The 19,461-nt window shown below is 44.4% G+C and carries 9 protein-coding genes; 8 read left to right on the top strand and 1 reads right to left on the bottom strand.

All coding sequences use genetic code 11. From position 1 onward, the window contains the following. The first annotated feature begins 33 nt into the window (after positions 1–33). The 8 genes from C1N53_RS07890 to C1N53_RS07855 all read left to right on the top strand — a co-directional run bounded on the left by C1N53_RS07890 (position 34) and on the right by C1N53_RS07855 (position 15,125). Positions 34–1,626, top strand: coding sequence for a sugar MFS transporter (locus tag C1N53_RS07890; protein ID WP_206077628.1), 1,593 nt, complete (start codon positions 34–36; stop codon positions 1,624–1,626). A gap of 179 nt (positions 1,627–1,805) precedes the next feature. Beyond that, a complete protein-coding gene (locus C1N53_RS07885) occupies positions 1,806–2,717 on the top strand; it encodes a sugar phosphate isomerase/epimerase (RefSeq protein WP_137758782.1) in 912 nt (303 codons plus the stop codon). A gap of 42 nt (positions 2,718–2,759) precedes the next feature. Continuing rightward, positions 2,760–3,899 (top strand): Gfo/Idh/MocA family protein, encoded by a 1,140-nt coding sequence (locus C1N53_RS07880; RefSeq protein WP_137758781.1) that lies wholly within the window; start codon positions 2,760–2,762, stop codon positions 3,897–3,899. 807 nt (positions 3,900–4,706) lie between these two features. Continuing rightward, entirely contained in the window at positions 4,707–7,706 is a 3,000-nt protein-coding gene (locus tag C1N53_RS07875; RefSeq protein WP_240773430.1) for a SusC/RagA family TonB-linked outer membrane protein, read from the top strand. Between the two features lie 25 nt (positions 7,707–7,731). Continuing rightward, positions 7,732–9,321: a RagB/SusD family nutrient uptake outer membrane protein gene (locus C1N53_RS07870; protein WP_137758780.1), complete on the top strand. Its 1,590-nt coding sequence runs from the start codon at positions 7,732–7,734 to the stop codon at positions 9,319–9,321. Positions 9,322–9,714: 393 nt separating this feature from the next. Further along, positions 9,715–11,988, top strand: a complete 2,274-nt coding sequence (locus tag C1N53_RS07865) for a S9 family peptidase (RefSeq protein ID WP_137758779.1) — start codon at positions 9,715–9,717, stop codon at positions 11,986–11,988. Positions 11,989–12,014: 26 nt separating this feature from the next. Beyond that, positions 12,015–14,408, top strand: coding sequence for a glycoside hydrolase family 127 protein (locus tag C1N53_RS07860; RefSeq protein ID WP_206077627.1), 2,394 nt, complete (start codon positions 12,015–12,017; stop codon positions 14,406–14,408). A gap of 306 nt (positions 14,409–14,714) precedes the next feature. Continuing rightward, positions 14,715–15,125, top strand: coding sequence for a hypothetical protein (locus C1N53_RS07855; RefSeq protein ID WP_137758778.1), 411 nt, complete (start codon positions 14,715–14,717; stop codon positions 15,123–15,125). Positions 15,126–15,233: 108 nt separating this feature from the next. Here C1N53_RS07855 and C1N53_RS07850 read toward each other — a convergent pair whose 3' ends face one another. Continuing rightward, entirely contained in the window at positions 15,234–19,031 is a 3,798-nt protein-coding gene (locus C1N53_RS07850) for a PAS domain S-box protein (RefSeq protein WP_137758777.1), read from the bottom strand. Positions 19,032–19,461 lie beyond the last annotated feature (430 nt).

The following is a 19,461-nucleotide window of genomic DNA, read 5'->3' as shown; positions in this document are numbered from 1 at the left end:
AGGTATGAAAATCTGTTTTATACCTGCAGTGTCTTGTCCTTGAAATTATGGTATCAGGTAGATAAAAAAGCAACAGATATGGTAGTTAATAGCATTACAGCAAACCCACCTTTTGATGCCCCGGATAAAAAATTGTTCTGGGCCTGTTTCGTGGCATTGGTGACCACCTCTTTCGGATTTATATTAAGAGCGCTCACATTACCGCAATGGGGTGAAGAATTTAACCTGACAAATACACAGATCGGAGAAATAGCTGGTGTGGGACTCTGGCCTTTTGCCATCAGTATTGTCTTGTTTAGCCTGATTATTGATCGTATAGGGTATAAGAATTCAATGGTGTTTGCCTTTGCCTGCCATTTGGCATCAGCCGTCCTTACCTTTTTTGCCACAGGGTATTGGTCACTTTACATTGCTACTTTTATTATGGCCTTAGGCAACGGAACGGTTGAGGCTGTAACCAATCCGGTTGTAGCCACCATGTTTCCACGGGAAAAAAGCAGGTGGCTGAATATGCTACATGCAGGATGGCCTTCTGGTTTAGTGCTTGGCGGACTTTTAGCTTTAATGCTGGGAGCTGAAACCAGTTGGAAGCTGAAAATGATCCTGATTTTGTTACCCACGATACTTTACGCTATCCTCATGTTCCCACGTCGCTTTCCATTAAATGAGCGGGTAAAGGCAGGAGTATCCTATATGGAAATGCTAAAAGAGGTAGGTGTTGGAGGTGCACTCATTGTTACAGCACTCATTGTATTTCAGTTAGGCGCAATATTAGAGTGGTCTACTACCGCTAATGTAGCAATAACACTGGCTATTGTGCTAGTGTTTGGCTTGCTTGTCCGAAGTATAGGACAGCCGATATTCATCTTCCTGAACCTGCTGATGATTCCGCTGGCGGTGACGGAGCTTGGTACAGACAGCTGGATATCTGATTTAATGGCACCTGAAATGCATCACATTGGTATACAGGCTGGCTGGATACTGGTGTATACCTCTGCCATCATGGCGGTACTTCGGTTATTTGCCGGTTCTATTATTCACAGAATCTCCCCTCTGGGTCTGTTAGCTGTATGCTCTGCAGTTACATGTGTGGGTTTGCTTCTCCTTTCTGTTTCTAGTGGTGTGATGGTACTGGCTGCTGCCACCGTTTTTGCTTTAGGTAAAACATTCTTCTGGCCAACTATTTTGGGGGTTGTAGCAGAGCGTTTTCCCAAAGGGGGAGCTCTCACATTAAATATAACAGGGGGGGTAGGTATGATAGCAGCAGGTGTTATAGGGGCTGTAATTCTTGGTTTTGCTCAGGATAAGACCATTGATAACAAGCTCAGCGCTTATGATACAACCAATAATACCATGTTGCATAGTACATATGCCACAGAAGAGAAGTCCAGTATTTTTGGGACTTATAAAGCAGTCGATAATGCGCTTCTAGCAGAAGCAGCGGCTGAAGAACAGCAGTTAGTACAATCTATACAGGATGTAGCCCGGAAAGAGGCGCTCCAGGTTGTGGCTATATTCCCCGTAATTATGTTTGCCGGATTTATCTTTTTAATGTTATACTACAAGTCAAGAGGTGGTTATAAGGTTGTGGTGCTACAGGATAAAGAAGCTGTTGCGGCTAAGTAAGATATTGGTATCAGGTACAGGACTAACTAAAAGTGAAGTTCGCTCTTCTGAAGGACAAAGCTCTGTAATAAATGTTATGTTAAGGTGAGTGTAAAGTTATTCGGCTGATTGTTCAGAAGCATAGTCCTGTCACCTGGTACTTAAATCTTCTCACATATTCAAACAAGACCTATCTGAAAATGAGTTTACAAGTAAAATTCGGTGTTAGTACCTGGTTATGGACCTCCCCCTTCAATACTGAAACCTTGAGTTTGTTTCCTAAAATAAGAGAAATGGGCTATGAGGCAGTTGAAATACCCGTTGAAGACCCGGCTTTAGTGGATACAGCAAAAGTAAAGGAAGCTTTATTACGAAATAACCTGGCGCCTATCATCTGTGGTGCTTTCGGGACCAGCCGCGACCTGACCAGTGATAACCTTGCTTTACAGCAGGTAAGCTTCGAGTACATTGAGTCGTGCCTGGACATTTGCGAAAAGGTAGGTGCAGACTTTTTTGCAGGTCCTATGTATTCGGCTGTTGGTAAGGCACGGTTAGTATCGTCTGAACAAAAGAAAGTAGAGTGGGGCCGGGCAGTTACCAATTTGCAGAAAGTATGTGGCATGGCTGAAGTTCGTGGGTTGAAGATTGCCCTGGAGCCTCTTAACCGCTTTGAGTCAGATTTAATAAACACGGCAGAGGATGTGATGCAGTTGGTGGGGGATATCAACCATCCTGCTGCCAATGTTTTGCTGGATGGCTTTCACATGAACATAGAGGAACCTGACATTGAGCGTGCTATAAAGTTGGCGGGGGATAAACTGATACATGTGCAGGTATCGGAAAATTATAGAGGAACCCCCGGCACAGGACAAACCAGGTGGGATGCCTATATGCGCGGGCTTACCGCAATAGGATATCAAGGAGCCATCTCCATAGAGAGTTTTACGCCAGAAGTAAAAGAGCTGGCTGGTGCAGTTTGTATATGGCGACCGCTCGTTCCAAGCCAGGATGGGTTTGCCAGAGAAGGCTTACAGTTTCTGAAGCAATGGGCGGGACAGGGTGCTGCGGAAGAAACCCCTGTACAGGAAGATTCTTCTGTAAGCCAGAATTAAGTTTTACATCTAGTGTCTAATATCTAATTTTCAAACAATTGTATGAGCGAAAAGAAAATTAACATTGCTATTGTAGGCCTTGGTTTTGGTGCCGAGTTTATACCTATTTACCAGATGCATCCCAATGCTACGATGTATGCCATATGCCAGCGTAATGCTGAAAAACTTCATGAAATAGGAGATGCTTTCGGCATAGAAAAAAGGTATACCGACTATGAGGAACTACTTAAAGACCCTGCTGTAGATGCGGTGCATATCAACACACCTATACAAAACCATGCTGAGCAGTCGCTAAAGGCGCTTCGAGCTGGTAAGCATGTGGCTTGTACGGTTCCAATGGCAACTACAGTGGAAGAATGCCGGCAAATTGTCGAGGCGGTGCAGGAAACCGGCCTGACTTACATGATGATGGAAACAGTTGTGTATAGCCGGGAATTTCTTTTTGTAAAAGAATTGTATGAGAAAGGAGAGTTAGGGAAATTACAATTTTTGCGTGCTTCCCATCAGCAGGAGATGGCTGGTTGGCCAGGTTATTGGGAAGGATTACCGCCCATGCACTATGCAACCCATTGCGTTGGCCCTGTGCTGGCACTGCCAAGAGCAGAGGCAGAGTATGTTTCCTGTTTCGGATCAGGGAGGATAGACGAGGAGCTTATTCCCAAATACAATTCTCCGTTCGCCATCGAGACATGCCACATCAAGTTCAGGGATTCAGATCTGGCAGCTGAGGTTACCCGCTCTTTGTTCAACACGGCACGTCAGTATCGTGAGAGTTTTGATGTGTATGGTTCAAAAAAATCTTTTGAGTGGACACAGATCGAACATGAAGACAGTATTATACATACAGGAGAAACACCAGAGCGAATAAAGATACCTGATTACGCGCATTTGTTGCCACAGGAGATTCAGTCTTTTACAACGGCAGGAGTATATGATTCCGACAGCAACCAGCATTTGTCTTTTATACAAGGATCTGGCCATGGCGGATCACACCCGCACCTGGTGCACAAGTTTCTTTCTGCTTTAGTACAAGGAAGAGAACCATATCCTAATGCACGGCAATCTGCTAACATCACCTGTGTAGGTATTTTAGCGCATGAGTCCGCAATGAAAGGAGGAGAGATTATCCGCTTACCTGATTTTACTTTTTCAATGGAAACTGCCGATTTGAACAGCATATAGTATTTTCTAACTATAGTTTATGGATAATTAAATGATTAACCATAAACTATAGTTATATTTTTTTATAAAAGTAAAAATATAAAACTTGATTGTGACACGCTTTTAACAAAATTTATTCTGATAATAGTTATTAGCAGCATAAATTTATATAGTATGCTTCACCCACAAGAGGTAATCAGCTTAAACCATATAACACAGGATAAACAATTGATCAAGCATACTTAGCTTTAATTAATTAACCTATACCTTCCTATAGATCCATTCTCATCAGATATTATAAACTAACAATTTATTTAGAACCTGTAAATCTAATAGTTATAACTTGTTTAATTTTGTTATAACTATTAATGCATTGGTTAATAGATTGTTGCATGGCATTTTACTCCTGAATACCTATTTAACTTCCAGTTTTTATATAAAAATGTCAATAAAGTTAATATAGTATTACATTCAGTTAATTTAAAGAAATAAACTTCCTTTTTTTGAGAGTAAATTAGCATTACTTAAACCTGCATTGGTGGAGCCATCAAGGCCAAATGGCACTCACTGCAGTTTAAGTAACCATGGCGCCCTGATCAGTTAATTTGATTCACATTCGATCTTGTTCTAGTAGGTGTATGCCTTTATGCTATACCTAAACAGGTGTTTGTAAGCGTAACACTACTATATGCAAAAGGTTTTTCTTATGATATAGAATTTACAGCATCCTTTCTTATTAATATTTTAACGGCATTCGGGGCAGCAAAACTGCTCCACAGGAATTTTATTGCCTCTACTATTCTATTTTAATCTTAAATAAGTATTATCATGAAATGGAAATTCAGTAAAAGAAAAACTGCAATGGCAGGCTATATGCTTTTTAGTATTATAACCTGCCTCCCTGCCGGGCGTGTAAATGCAGAAACATTGGATATACAAGCTGCTGCGCAGGCCGATGTAACAGTTACAGGGGTTGTTACTTCATCAGAGGATAATAGTCCTTTGCCAGGGGTATCTGTATCGCTTAAAGGAGGAACTGTTGGTACAACAACAAATGTAGAAGGTCGCTATACCATTTCTGTTCCGGAAGGTGGTACACTACTGTTCAGGTACGTAGGTTACCTAATGCAGGAGGTTGCCGTGGGTAGCCGTTCTCAACTGAATGTATCCTTGGCTTTGGATCAGAAACAGTTAGATGAGGTGGTCGTTATAGGCTATGGTGTGCAGCGTAAAGGTGATGTAACGAGTTCTGTAGCGAGTGTAAAGCAAGAAGATTTTATACAAGGTGCTGTTCGTGATGCGGCGCAGTTGGTTCAAGGCAAAGTGGCTGGTTTACGCATTACTACTCCCAGTGGAGACCCAACAGCCAGTACGCAAATAAACCTGAGAGGAGTTAATTCTATCAATGGAGCGGCTAATGCACTGGTCTTGATTGATGGTATACCCGGCGACCTGAATACAGTAGCACCTGAAGACATTGAGTCAGTTGATGTACTGAAAGACGGATCGGCTGCTGCCATTTACGGAACGCGTGCCACAGGAGGAGTAATACTTATTACCACGAGAAAGAACAAAGGTGAGGGCCGTAATACAGTTGAATACAATAACTATGTAAATATACAGACCATTGCCCGTAGACCGGAACTGCTGACCGGGGATGACTATCGCAGATTAATGGAGGAAGAGGGGATTGCTTATACAGATTATGGCGGGAATACCGATTGGTTAGCAGAAATAATGCAAAGACCTGTAAGCCATAACCATAACCTTACTTTTTTTGGTGGCAACTCCACAACAAACTTCACTGGTTCTTTAAACTATCGTAACTGGGAAGGTATATTCTTGCGCTCAGGACAGGAGCGTTTTACAGCCAGGGCTGAAGTAAATCATGCTATGTTTGAAGATAAACTGCGCACAAACTTTCAGATCATTAACCGGATTACTTCTGCTGCACAGGGTGGAGCTGGCGGGTACGCTTACAGGCAGGCAATCATTCGAAACCCAACTGACCGTGTAAGAAACGAGGCGGGTGGCTGGCAACAGCGAGACGGCTACTTTTATGAAAACCCAGTGTCACTTATAAACGAAGCTCATAATGAGAATGTAGTTAAGGAAATGCGGATGAATGGTGCAGTTGATTACGCTCCTATAAAAGACCTGAACATACGCATGCTGGTGTCTCACAATGAGAGTAGTTCGTTGTATGGTGGATATACCACCTTTAACCATACCGATACCTGGCTCAACAATCGGAACTCCAATGCCTCGAGAAGTACTACAGCAAGTCGTCAGAACTTACTGGAGCTCACCACGAGCTACTCCGAATCGTTTGATAAACACCATGTATCAGTGCTGGGTGGCTATAGCTGGCAGGATGATACCTATGAAGACTTTAATGCCAGTAACTGGGATTTTCCTACTGATGCCTATGGATGGAACAACCTGGGGGTAGGCCAGGCACTGCAACGTGGTCAGGCTGGTATGGGAAGTTATAAATCGAAGCAACAGCTGGCTGGCTTCTTTGGAAGGGTAACTTATAACTGGGACGATAGATTTCTGTTACTGGCCAGTATCCGCAGGGAAGGCTCTTCTACCTTCGGAGACAATTACCAATGGGGTAACTTTCCGGCTATTTCAGCAGGGTGGCGTATCAGCAACGAACCATTTATGAAAGGCATCGAGGCCATTTCAGACATAAAGCTAAGAGCGGGCTATGGTGTGACCGGTACAATAGCTGGCGCTCCGTATGCATCTCAAATTAGCTACAACTTTACGCAGGCCAACGGTGCTTATATCGGAGGTAGGTGGGTTAGAGGCTTTGTGCCAGCACGAAACTTTAACCCGGACCTCCGTTGGGAAAGAAAAGAAGAATATAACGTGGGGGTAGATTTCGGCTTCTTCGGAAACAGATTAAGCGGATCGGTGGATATGTACCGTCGGAATATCAAGGATTTGCTGTTTAACTTCCAGGTTCCCATTCCTCCTTACTTAGTTTCTAATTTAATGATTAATGCAGGAACATTACAGAATGAAGGAGTAGAAGTATTAGTGAATTATACACCCGTTCAAAAAGAACACTTTGAATGGAGTACAAATATAACTTATTCTGCTACCCGTAATAAACTGGTTACACTTTCTAACGACCAGTTCGAAGCAACTAATGATTATTTCAATGCCGGGGGTACAGGAGAACCTATCCAGGATTATACCCACAGAGTTGTCGTGGGAGGGCCGGTTGGGCAGTTTTTTGTATGGAAGACCGTGGGTGTAGACGAGAATGGAGGTTGGTTAGTTGAAAACAGAAACGGAGAGACAATACCCATTAAAGATGCGAAGCCGGAAGATCGCCAATTTTATGGAAATGGAATTCCAAAACACATTCTGGGATGGAATCATGCTATCCGTTATAAAAACTTTGACTTAGGTATAACTATGCGTGGTGCTTTTGGGCATGATATACTGAATTTCCAGCGCATGTTTTACGAAAACCCTAAGAACCCAGCCTACAATATGCTTAGTACGGCCTATGATCCTGTTTACGGCCAGCGTCTGAATAACGACCTGGTATATGTAAGTCACTACATCGAAAAAGGAGATTATCTGAAAATAGATAACGTAACGTTTGGATACACACTTCCAAGTAACCTGATCAGTTTTGTAAGGAATGCACGTGTTTATGTTTCCGGGCTAAACCTGATTACCATTACAGGATATAAAGGCGTTGACCCGGAAGGCGTAAGCTACAATGGTTTTGCTCCGGGCAATGATGAGCGGGACAAGTACCCTACTACCCGTACCTATACGGCTGGCCTTAGCATTTCCTTTTAAGAAGTTCACTTAATATGAAAGAATCATGAAAAAGAAATTCACCATATACATGCTCGCAGTCTCTATAGGGGCAGCAAGCTTTATCAGTTCCTGTACAGATATTGAGGAAGAAGTTTTTTCTGAAGTCCTGTCTACCAGCTTTCAGCCTACCGAACGAGATATTCCGGTAATTATAGCGCCTGTTTATGCCTCCTTCAGAAGCTTAATGATGGGCTGGCAGGGCTACCTGGATTTGCAGGAAGAGTCTGCAGATGCTATTATAACGCCTGCCCGACCAAACGGCTGGTATGATGGGGGAACTTACCTGCGTATGCACCAGCATGTCTGGACGCCGCTGCAGTGGCAGCCTACCAACGTCTGGAACAGTGCTTATACGAGTATAACATCCGCCAATAGAGTGCTGTCTCAGATTGAAGAAGGCACTCTAGCCATACAAAGTGGAAAAGAGAGTTTAGTAGCTGAGTTAAAAGCAGCAAGGGCACTGGCTTACTACCTTTTATTAGACAACCATGGCAGAGTACCTATTGTAACAAATTATAAGGATACCAGCCTTCCAAAGCAGAGTACCAGGCAGGAGTTGTACGATTTTGTAGTTAAGGAACTTACCGATGCCATGCCGTTGCTGAGCGATGATCCTGCAAATACTTATGGGCAGTTGAACAAGTGGGGAGTGAAGGTGCTGCTGGCGAAAATATATCTGAATGCGGGCGTTTACACAGGTACTCCGCAATGGGAGAAATGTATACAGGAATGCAATGATATTATCAGCAGCAATAAGTATATGCTGGATGCAAATTACGCTGATGTGTTTTCCTGGACGAACCACAACTCCAAAGAAATCATTTTTGCAGTGCCCTACGATGAAATTTATGGTACCCAAAACCAGGTACACATGAAAACCCTGGACCCGCTCAGCCGGTTTGTCTATAACATGCAGGCAGGGCCTTGGGGCGGCAATTGCGCTGTTCCACAATTTATTGATACGTATGATCCGCTGGACAGCCGATTAACAGATACCTGGATACAGGGGCCACAGTATCACGCCACCACAGGAGCTGAAGTGATTAACTATACGAAGCATGTGCCAAGCATGGCAGCCACACAATCTAATCATGGGTACCGCATAGGCAAGTATAAAATTAAACCAAATGCCACTGGGGCTCTTGATAATGATTACCCAATGTTTCGTTATGCCGATGTCTTGATGATGAAAGCAGAAAGCCTGTTGCGTACAGGAAAGGCCGGTGAAGCTGCGGAGTTGGTAACACAGGTGCGGCAGCGTGCCTTTAAAACTAATCCAGCTAAAGCGGTAGTTACGGGAGCCGAATTGATGGAAGGTAGCCGTTACAACTATGGATATCAGGCCGAAGACGGCTCTATTACAGAGCAACAAGGCGGTGCAGACATTCAGTATGGCAGATTCTTAGATGAGCTTGGCTGGGAATTTGCAGCAGAAGCGCACCGCCGCCAGGATATAATCCGTTTTGGAGTATTTCGAACGAAGAAGTGGTTTAATCACAGGCCGCATAACGAAGCCCAGCACAAAACACTTTTCCCGATTCCTGATGCAGAAATCAATAAGAATCCGAATTTAACACAGAATACCAGCTATTGAATTTAAGAAGGTATATTTTTTAAAAGTAAGTTGGAAGGTGAATACTGCCTGCAGGTGATTGCTAAAGAAGCAGTTTCCTGCAGGCAGTATTCTTATAACAGCCTCACGTTACAGGATATAATAGTTTAATGATGTCTCTGTAGATCAGTTACATATGGTCCTGGTGCTTTTATTCCCTCAACTCTATATAAGTGCAGCCAGATAGGAATCAGAACCTGTAAACAATGTTAATATAGTATTATGATAGGCTAATATGTTGAATGGGTGTAGCTGGTAATATGTGCATATTGCATAAGCTGGGCGAGAAAGTAATCGCTAAATAAATCTTTAACTCCTGCTTCTGTTATGGCTATAGCTAATTTAGATACTGTTCTGAATAGAACTTTTGTGAAAATGAAACTCTATGCAGTTGCCATGTTAGGCATTTTTCTTTGCATCCCGACTTTACTTGAAGCACAGGGAACAAAAGAAGACTATCAACGGGCAGAAGCGCTGAAGGAGAAAATGAACCATGGTGTCTACTACGCCCCTTCGCAGTTTAACTGGCTGAAAGAAGACCATTCCTTCTGGTATGTACGACAGGTGCCAAACGGCAAAGAATTTGTTTTTGTAAATACTTCTAAACGAACACGAAAAGCGGCTTTTGATCACGTAAAATTAGCGAAAGCCTTAACTTCTGCTGCGAACAAGGAAATAAGTTCTGCTAATTTACCTTTTGATGAAATCAGTTATGTGCAGGGGGGGAAAGCAATTGAGTTCAAATACAATGGAAGCAGGTGGCACTATACCCTGGCTTCAGGTAAATTAAAAGAAGCTGGCAAAGTAGAGCAGCAGGAAAGGGGCAGCAGGTATTGGGGAGCTGCCTCAGATGACAGTCAGGGCAACTCTGTTCCTTCTCCAGATGGTAAATGGCTAGCTTTTATCAAAAATTTTAATGTTTACATCAAAGATAACGCATCTGGGGAAGAAGAATACCAGTTAAGTTATGATGGTTCTGAAGGTGAGTATTACTCGTCGTTTTTCTCCTGGTCGCCAGATTCAAAAAAACTGGCAACCAATAAGGTGCGGCCTAACAAAGAACACCTGATCTACTTTGTGGAATCTTCTCCGGAGGATCAGCTTCAGCCCAAACTGCACTCTCGGAACTACCTGAAGCCGGGCGATGCACTGCCGCAGCGCACACCTCAGTTATTTTTAATAGAGGACAAGAAACAGCTTAAGGTCGATGCCTCTCTGCTGGAAGACCAATACAACCTGACCTACCCGGTGTGGCGCAAAGACAGCCGCGGCTTTACCTTCGAGTATAACCAGCGGGGGCACCAGGCCTATAGAGTGCTGGAGGTGGAAGCCTCGACTGGCAAGGTGAAAGAATTGATAAGCGAAGAGAGCAAAACCTTCATCGACTACAGCGGCAAAAAGTACCGCTACGATGTGGCAGACGGCAAGGAGATCATCTGGGCTTCGGAGCGAGAGGGCTGGAACCACCTGTACCTCTACGATGGGACTACGGGCAAGGTGAAGAGCCAGATAACAAAAGGTGAATGGGTGGTGCGGAGGGTGGTGCACGTAGATGAACTCAAGCGGAAAATCATATTGGAGGGAAGTGGCAAAGAGCAGGGGCAGGATCCTTACCTGATTCAATACTACAGTGTGAACTTCGACGGTACCGGTTTGACTGCCCTCACAACGGAAGACGCCAACCATAAAGCTGCCTTTTCACCGGACTTCACCTATTTTGTAGATACCTATTCTAAAGTAGACCTGCCTCCAACCACAGTGTTGCGCACTGCCGCAGACGGGAAGATAGTGATGGAGTTAGAGCAGGCGGATGCAACGGCATTGTTGGCAGCTGGATGGAAAGCACCTGAAGTGTTTACTGTAAAAGGCAGAGACGGCAAGACTGATATTTGGGGAATGATAGTCAGGCCGTCAAATTTTGATCCCTCCAAGCAGTACCCTGTGATTGAGTACATTTACGCAGGTCCGCACAGTTCTTTTGTACCGAAAGTATTTAATTCCGACTTCCGGTATCGCTTTCTGCACGAGCTGGCTGAACTGGGTTTTATAGTAGTGCAGATGGATGGCATGGGTACATCAAACCGATCCAAGGCTTTTCATGATGTGTGCTGGAAAAACCTGAAGGATGGCGGCTTCCCGGACCGCATCGCCTGGATGAAGACAGCTGCGCAGAAGTACCCGTACATGGATTTGAGTAGGGTAGGAATATTTGGCAATTCAGCAGGCGGTCAGAGCTCAGCTGGTGCATTGCTTTTTCACCCTGAATTCTACAAAGTAGCTGTTTCCTCCTCGGGCTGCCACGATAACCGCATGGATAAAATCTGGTGGAATGAGCAGTGGATGGGTAAAATTGGATCCCACTATGCCGAGTCATCAAACGTGGTAAACGCCCACAAGCTGCAAGGGAAATTAATGCTGATCCTGGGGGAGCTGGATGATAATGTAGACCCTGCCTCCTCATTACAATTGGTGAACGCATTAATTAAAGCCAATAAAAATTTCGATTTCCTGATGATCCCAGGTATGGGGCATTCTTTGGGTGGCGATTATGGCGAACGCAAGCGCCGGGACTTCTTTGTAAAACACCTTCTCGGTATAGATCCGCCAGAGTGGGATGAAGCTACTTTTAAATCATCCGCAAAATTATAAGAAATTATTATTAGCGCTTTCAAGATATGGACTTCATAAAACAACTCGCTTTAGGAGTGGCACTGAGCAGTAGCAGTATCGCTGTCGCACAGCACCAGGATTATCCTATTCAGCCTGTACCTTTTACCCATGTGCATGTGCACGACGATTTTTGGGCACCCAAAATGGAGGTAAATGCTTCTGTTACCATACCTCATACATTGGAAATGTGCCGCAAAAATGGTCGAATTGATAATTTTTTGCGTGCAGCTGGAAAGTTGGATGGAGATAATTTAACAGACTTTACTTTCGATGATACCGATATTTACAAGGTTATTGAAGGTGCTTCTTACGCGATGCAAGTACAAAAGAATCCGCAGCTTGATGCTTATGTGGATTCTCTGATAAATATAATCGGAGATGCCCAGGAAGAAGATGGCTATCTCTTTACGTTTAGAACGGTGAAAGCAGCTAGGCCGCACGAATGGATAGGAAGTAAACGCTGGGAGAAGGAAGAAGACCTGAGCCATGAACTTTATAATTCAGGCCATCTTTTCGAAGCTGCTGTAGCTCATTATCAGGCTACCGGAAAAAAAACGTTGTTGGATATCGCTATAAAAAATGCCGATTTATTAGTTCGTGATTTTGGTTACGGGAAAGAAGAGCGATACCCGGGGCACCAGGTGGTGGAAATCGGATTGGCAAGGCTATACCGGGTAACAGGTAAGAAAGAATATCTTGATCTGGCTAAGTTCTTCCTGGATGTTCGGGGGCCAAAAGGTACAGAATACAATCAGGCGCACAGGCGGGTTGTGGATCAGCATGAAGCAGTCGGACATGCCGTGAGGGCTACTTATATGTACACTGCCATGGCCGATATTGCTGCTTTGACGGGAGACAAGAGCTATCTGGCGGCTATTGATGATATTTGGGGAGATGTAGTGAATAAGAAGCTTTACATAACTGGAGGGATAGGAGCAACAGGCCATGGTGAAGCATTTGGGAAAGCATATGATTTACCAAATATGTCGGCTTATGCCGAAACTTGTGCCTCCATTGCCAATGTATACTGGAACAGTCGCATGTTCCTTTTGCATGGTGATGCAAAATATGTAGATGTGTTGGAGAGAACTTTATACAATGGTTTGCTCTCAGGTGTATCATTAAGCGGCGACCGTTTTTTCTATCCTAATCCATTGGCCTCTATGGGGCAGCACCAGCGAGGTGCCTGGTTTAGCTGCGCCTGCTGCATCTCTAATATGACGCGCTTTCTGCCATCGGTTCCAGGGTACGTATATGCCCAGAATAACAATGATTTGTACGTGAACCTGTTTATGAGCAATAGCAGCAATATCAAGCTGTCAGCAGGTAGCGTGCAGGTAAAGCAGCAGACGAAATATCCTTGGGATGGAAAGATAACTATGGAAATCGATCCGCAGAAGAACAAGAACTTTACCCTGAAAGTACGCATACCAGGTTGGGCGCAGCAACAACCTGTACCGGGAGATTTATACCAGTTTATAGATGCAGAAGCGAAACCAATTACTCTTATGGTAAATGGAAAACCAGTCAAATATACATGGGATAAAGGCTATGCAGTAATTACGCGAACATGGAAGAAAGGCGATAAAGTGACCCTGGATCTGCCTATGGAAACTGAAAAAGTGGTGGCAAAGGCCGAGGTAAAAGAAGATAAAGGTAAATTTACTTTCCAACGGGGGCCAATAGTTTACTGTTTAGAAGGGCCTGATAATAAAGACAACCTGGTCCAAAATATTTTGGTAGATAAGGCTGCGCCTGCTGATGTTACCTTTGAAGCCAATTTGCTGAATGGCATTAACGTATTGAAAACAAAAGGGGCAGGTTACAAACGACAACTTAATTCTGATATATTACTTAGGTCTGAGCAGGAGGTGAAAGCAATCCCGTATTACACCTGGGCTAACCGCGGCCCTAACGACATGATGGTTTGGGTGCCTTATGAGGCTTCAGCCTCTAAACCACAACCAGCACCTACCATTGCTTCTAAAAGTAAAGTGTCTTCTTCGTTGGTTAACTCCAGAACAGTAAATGCTTTAAAAGACCAATACGATCCCGTAGATTCGAAAGATGCCAGTTACCCTTACTTGCATTGGTGGCCTAAAAAAAATACCACCGAATTTGTGCAGTATGATTTTGATGGGGAATATACCGTCTCTCAGTCTAAAGTGTATTGGTTTGATGATAGTCCGTGGGGAGGCTGCCGAATTCCCGCTTCTTATAAAGTATATTATAAAAAGGGGGAAGAATGGGTGCCGGTAAACAATATTACAGCCTATGAGATTGCCAAGGACAAGTATAATACAATCAAATTTGAACCTGTGAAGACTACAGCCCTAAGATTGGAAGTGCTGCTTCCCGCTGAGCATGCCACTGGTATTCATGAGTGGTCGATTGAGTAAGTATATTCTTAAAAACAATAATCCAGATTTAACTGGCAAGTGTAGTAAAGCCGAGGCATCAAAACTCAGGTTTTTTCTGCAGTTGTCTGTTTTTTAGAGATAATTTGTATTACCTGTTTGCCTTTGCATACTTAGCAGGTATAAGGTTCTTTTTTTTACTTGTTAAGCATCTGTGAACTGATAGGCAAGTACGCTTTCTAAGCGGCTGTTTCTTAGAAGCGCCTTAAACGTAAAAAGCAGATCAGGGAAAATGACGGCTATATAATTTATGTCGTAGTGATACAAATTCGTTTTATATTTGTAGCTATGATCATCTTCCAGAATGGCCTGATAAGCTTAGACTATAATCCTTCCACTGATATTCTGACTGTGGATTTGCCGAATGCGATAACGTTCGGTGTGCCTGAGCTGAATCGCTCTCTGGAGCTGGTGGCGGAGCATGTCAGGAACTATGACATCAAAAAGCTTTTGCTTGATTCCAGTCATGTGCTGGTAGATCAGATTGAGGACGACACCTACAAACGAATTGTGACCAGGTTTGTGGAAGATCTTACCAAATCACGTTTAGAAAAGGTAGCGCGGGTAAACAGCAGTATTCATAGTGCAGAAACAAGAGCCGTGGCTGTTACCAGTGAAGCCAGCGATAGAACAAATGCCGCTATGCAGATCAGGATGTTCTCGGGCAAGTATGAGGCATTAAACTGGCTGTTAAGTTAAGAGAATATGCTTTTCATTCTTTTCTTTACTTTTTAGAAAAACTCCTGAAAAGTAAAGAAAAGAATCTACCTTCAGCTCTTAATGAGCTCTTGAGCATACAAAGCCTGCTTATATCCTTTTTTCAAGCTGCTGCATGACCAGTTGTACTACTTCAGCAACATACCTGATTTTCTTTTCCAGTTCCTCCGCTTTCACCACCTCTTTTGCGTCCTGCTCAATCTCTCTGATTACGTGGTGCAACTTTTGAATGCCCATCACCTCCAGGGTTGGTTTAAGCTGATGCGCCTCTGTACTGACACCCATCCAATCGGAGTTCTTGTAAAACTGGTTAAGCTTTTCCACATGGCCGGGCACAGTATTCAGAAATACCTGGATGGTTTTGTTGATGAAGGCTTCATTGCCGCGGGACATCCGGTGGAGCAGGTCCAGGTTGTACAGAGGTTCTTCTGTATGAGCTGATGTGTGTGAATTTACCTTTTCCCGGACTAGCCCGACTTCAGGACTAGCTGGCACTATACCTCCACGCGCTGTAAGAAGCTCATTGATTTTCCGGTAAAGTGTTTGCTCATCAAAAGGCTTAGATAAGTAATCATCCATGCCGGCTGTCAGGTATTTCTCTGCATCCCCTTTAATAGCGTTGGCTGTAAGAGCTATGATTGGAACCTGGGCCTGCTGCGGGTTTGGCAGCTGACGAATCAGCCTGGTAGCTTCTACACCGTTTAGCTCTGGCATCTGGATGTCCATCAGGATCAAGTCATAGGTATTATGGCTTGCCAACTCGTAAGCCTGCAACCCGTTAGTGGCTACATCTACACTGGTTCCCCAACCTTTTAGAATAGCTACTGCCAGAAAAATATTCACTTCATTGTCCTCTGCCAGCAGCAGTTTCAGATGCGAAAGAGAAGTGAAGACCGGTTTTTCTTCAGACCTTGACTGAAGTACTTCCGTGCTTTTAGGGTAGGTTATCTCAAAACTGAAGGTGCTTCCCTGGTTTTCGCGGCTTGTTACCCAAATGCGACCGTCCTGCATTTCAAGCAGCCTTTGGCAAATATTAAGACCAAGTCCAGTGCCGCCGTACTGCCTGGTGGTATTGGTAAAGGCCTGGTTAAACTCTTCAAAAATGCTCTCTAACTTTGTTTCCGGTATACCGATTCCGGTATCCTTTACCGAAAACTGCAGGGTAACCTCATCGGCGGTTTCTTGGGTAATGGCCATAGATAGCTCTACAGAACCTTTGGCAGTGAATTTTATCGCGTTGTTCAGCAGGTTGAGCAGCACCTGGTTAAGCCTGTACGGATCGCCTAAAAGGGCGTAATGCATGTCGGGCATGGGCCGGAGCACATACTGAAGCTCTTTTTCCTCTGCCCTGTATTGCAGGGCATTAAAGGAAGCCGATACGGTCTCAGAGAGGCTGAACGGAATCTGCTCCAGTTCCATCTTTCCCGCCTCAATTTTAGCCATATCCAGGATATCGTTTATGATCACGAGCAGATTTTCTGATGAACTCCTGATAATGCCCAGGTAATCTTTTTGATGCCGATCCAGCGAAGTTTTCTCGAGCAGGCCTGCCATGCCCATAATGCCATTCATGGGGGTTCTGATCTCGTGGCTCATATTGGCCAGGAAGAGCTCCTTCACCCGCGAAGATTCTTCTGCCTCTTGTTTGGCACGTTTCAATTCCTCCTCTAGTTGCAGGCGTGCGGTTATGTCCTGAGCTATCCCAATCACATAGGGTGGCTCTCCGTCTTCCTGAACCTTATAGTTGCGGAACAGCAGCGAACGGCGCTCCTGCTGCCTGTTCTGTACATGGATGATGCTCTCTATCGCCACCTCATGCTCCATGCGCTGCAGGTAATCTGTTACTTTACTGCTACTATCGTCCGGTAGTACCTGCCGGAGGTTTCTGCCGATTATATCCTTCTCCTCAAAGCCAAGTTGCTCAAGCAGGTAAGGGTTGACCGTTAAAATATTGCCCTGCATATCGTGGCTCATGATGTACGCGTGGCTGTGCTTGATAAGCTCTCTATACTTTTTCTCGCTATTGATCAGGGCTTCCTTCGTCTGTAGCCTTTGAGAAATATCGCGTGTAGCCGTCTGCAGCTTTACAACCTCTCCCGCATTGTTCAGGATAGGTTTAATATCAGTTTCCAGCCATATAGTATCTCCATTCTTCGTTTGCCCTCGGTACTGCACCTGTACGCTCGCTTTTCCCTTAACCACTTCTTCTGAGATAGTGTTCGTTACACGCTGCCGGTCTTCCGGATGCACGTTGTTGAAAGGCGACTGCCCTAACATTTTATTTGCTTTTATTCCGAACATCTCTTCAAAAGAGTTGGAAAGGTAAATAGAAGCGCCGTTGGGTTCGTGCAGCCCGATGGCATCTTTGGAGTTTTCGGAGAGGAGCCGATGCAACGATTCGCTTTCTTCCAGGCGGCTTTTAGTTCGCTTTTCTTCTGTAATGTCTATTCCAGATGAAATCAGGAACGCAATCTGCCCGTTTTCGTCGGTTACCGGGCATACTCTTCTGAGGAAGACAATCTCTTTGGCGTCTTTATTGATAAAGTGATCTTCAAATTCGACAAGAGCCTTGTCGCACTGGGCTTTTTCGAGGTAGAATATCCTGTTTTGGATTTGCTGCTGCGCCATTCCACGAAAGTTTCCATAGTCCTGGGTGGTTTTACCAATAAGCCATTCCCTTACCTCTTTATCTTTTACAGCAGTATGATTAATGTAGCGGTACCGGAGTTCCTTATCAAACACAACCACATCAATTGGAACTGTGTTAAGAATAGACTCATAAAAGTTTTTCTGCTGTGCCAGTTGCTGGCTTTGCAGTTTTTGTGCCGTAATATCGGTGGCAGAACCGATAACGAGGCTTACCCGATCCCCGTCCTTACGCTGGTATACAGCTTCGCGGCAGTGCAGCCATCTGGGTTCACCGGCTTTGTTTTTTACCTTCAGCTCCATTTCCAGCACTTCATCGTGACTGGCCTGTTTCATGCGGAGAAGGTGCTCTTGCAGTTTTTGTGATTCCTCCTTAAAAGCGATGGTATGAAAATTTATTCCGGCTTTTGCCTCCAGGTCCTTCTTCTCATACCCCAACACCTGGCTCACATGCGCATTGGTATAGGTAAACCTGTCGGTTTCCACATCATAAATGTAAATGATGCTCGGCACGGTCAGGGTGATGTTATGCACCATTGCTCTACTTTCCTGCAAAGCCTGCTCGGCCAGCCTTCTTTCGGTAACGTCTGTCAGGTGCAGGCTGAAATAGCTTTCGTTCTGTGCTAACCGATAGGTGAGGCTATAGTACCTGCCGGCAATATATACCTCCAATTCACCTGGCTCTGCTGATGAGCCGCCCTGCAACCTGTGAAGCAGCAGTTTTCTAAAGGTTTCCAGTCGCCTGATGGAAACCTTTTGCAATAGTACTTGACCTGCGTTGTTTGCATAGGTTACACCGCCCTCTGTACTGAGACGGATCACCGGGTATTGATGCTCCTCTTCCTGCTCAGGGGCTGTCAGCATAGTACGCTGTTGGTTAAATCTGGCGGTGGCATCCCGGTACAGCCAGATAGTGCCTGCCGTTACACCAAAATCGGATAAATCTACAGCGGAGGCATCCAGTGCTTCCCGTTCCACTACGAATCCATTTTGAAGGGTGTAGGCAACCGGCGAAGAAGGTAAAGCCTGAGAAGGATGAATGCTGTGTGTCGGAACAGCCGCCAGAAGGGTTTTCTTTTCTATCGCCTCTGTTGGACTACCTGGGTATGAATCGGGTGCCTGTGGCAGGTCAAATAGCTGGGCAAAGCGATCATTAACATATCGAATGATTCCGTCTGCATCTGTTACCAGAATAGCATACTGCAGCTTTTCAAGCAGGTGAATGTGGTTTGTACTCTGCAACGTTAATTATATTGTGTTAGCTCGTCTTTTCACTGTGCTCGTGCTGCACATGGGTTGTACAACGCCTGCCTCTTGAAAATCAGTATTGGATTAAGGTTGGCCTTTGTATTTAATGCTGCTGATCTCAGTCTTACAAAATAAACCGTTTATGTTTGAATTTCAATGCGATGAGCTTGAAAAATTACTATAATTTCATTAGGATGTCTTTAAATGTTAATATAATCTTATGACAATTAACCTATGTTTTGTACAGCTGTTAAGCCTTAAATAGTTCCTTATTAAGAAAGGCTGTCGTACCAAATACGCTGCAGACAAGCGAGTAGAGATAACGCCTGTCCTGCCTTCAGAAACAAATACGTGCAGGAGCCTGTAGAGGTGCTGGGTAGAAATATAGTGCTGGAAGAGGGGCTTGCGTGGAGGGTATTGAAAT

The organism is Pontibacter sp. SGAir0037 (assembly GCF_005491705.1).
GTDB lineage: Bacteria > Bacteroidota > Bacteroidia > Cytophagales > Hymenobacteraceae > Pontibacter.
This window is presented reverse-complemented; position numbering and strand designations above follow the sequence as displayed.

Bases quoted from the DNA above. Each gene is read 5' to 3' on its own strand.
- C1N53_RS07885 (WP_137758782.1), top strand. From the start codon at position 1,806: ATGAGTTTACAAGTAAAATTCGGTGTTAGTACCTGGTTATGGACCTCC.
- C1N53_RS07880 (WP_137758781.1), top strand. From the start codon at position 2,760: ATGAGCGAAAAGAAAATTAACATTGCTATTGTAGGCCTTGGTTTTGGT.
- C1N53_RS07875 (WP_240773430.1), top strand. From the start codon at position 4,707: ATGAAATGGAAATTCAGTAAAAGAAAAACTGCAATGGCAGGCTATATG.
- C1N53_RS07870 (WP_137758780.1), top strand. From the start codon at position 7,732: ATGAAAAAGAAATTCACCATATACATGCTCGCAGTCTCTATAGGGGCA.
- C1N53_RS07865 (WP_137758779.1), top strand. From the start codon at position 9,715: ATGAAACTCTATGCAGTTGCCATGTTAGGCATTTTTCTTTGCATCCCG.
- C1N53_RS07860 (WP_206077627.1), top strand. From the start codon at position 12,015: ATGGACTTCATAAAACAACTCGCTTTAGGAGTGGCACTGAGCAGTAGC.
- C1N53_RS07855 (WP_137758778.1), top strand. From the start codon at position 14,715: ATGATCATCTTCCAGAATGGCCTGATAAGCTTAGACTATAATCCTTCC.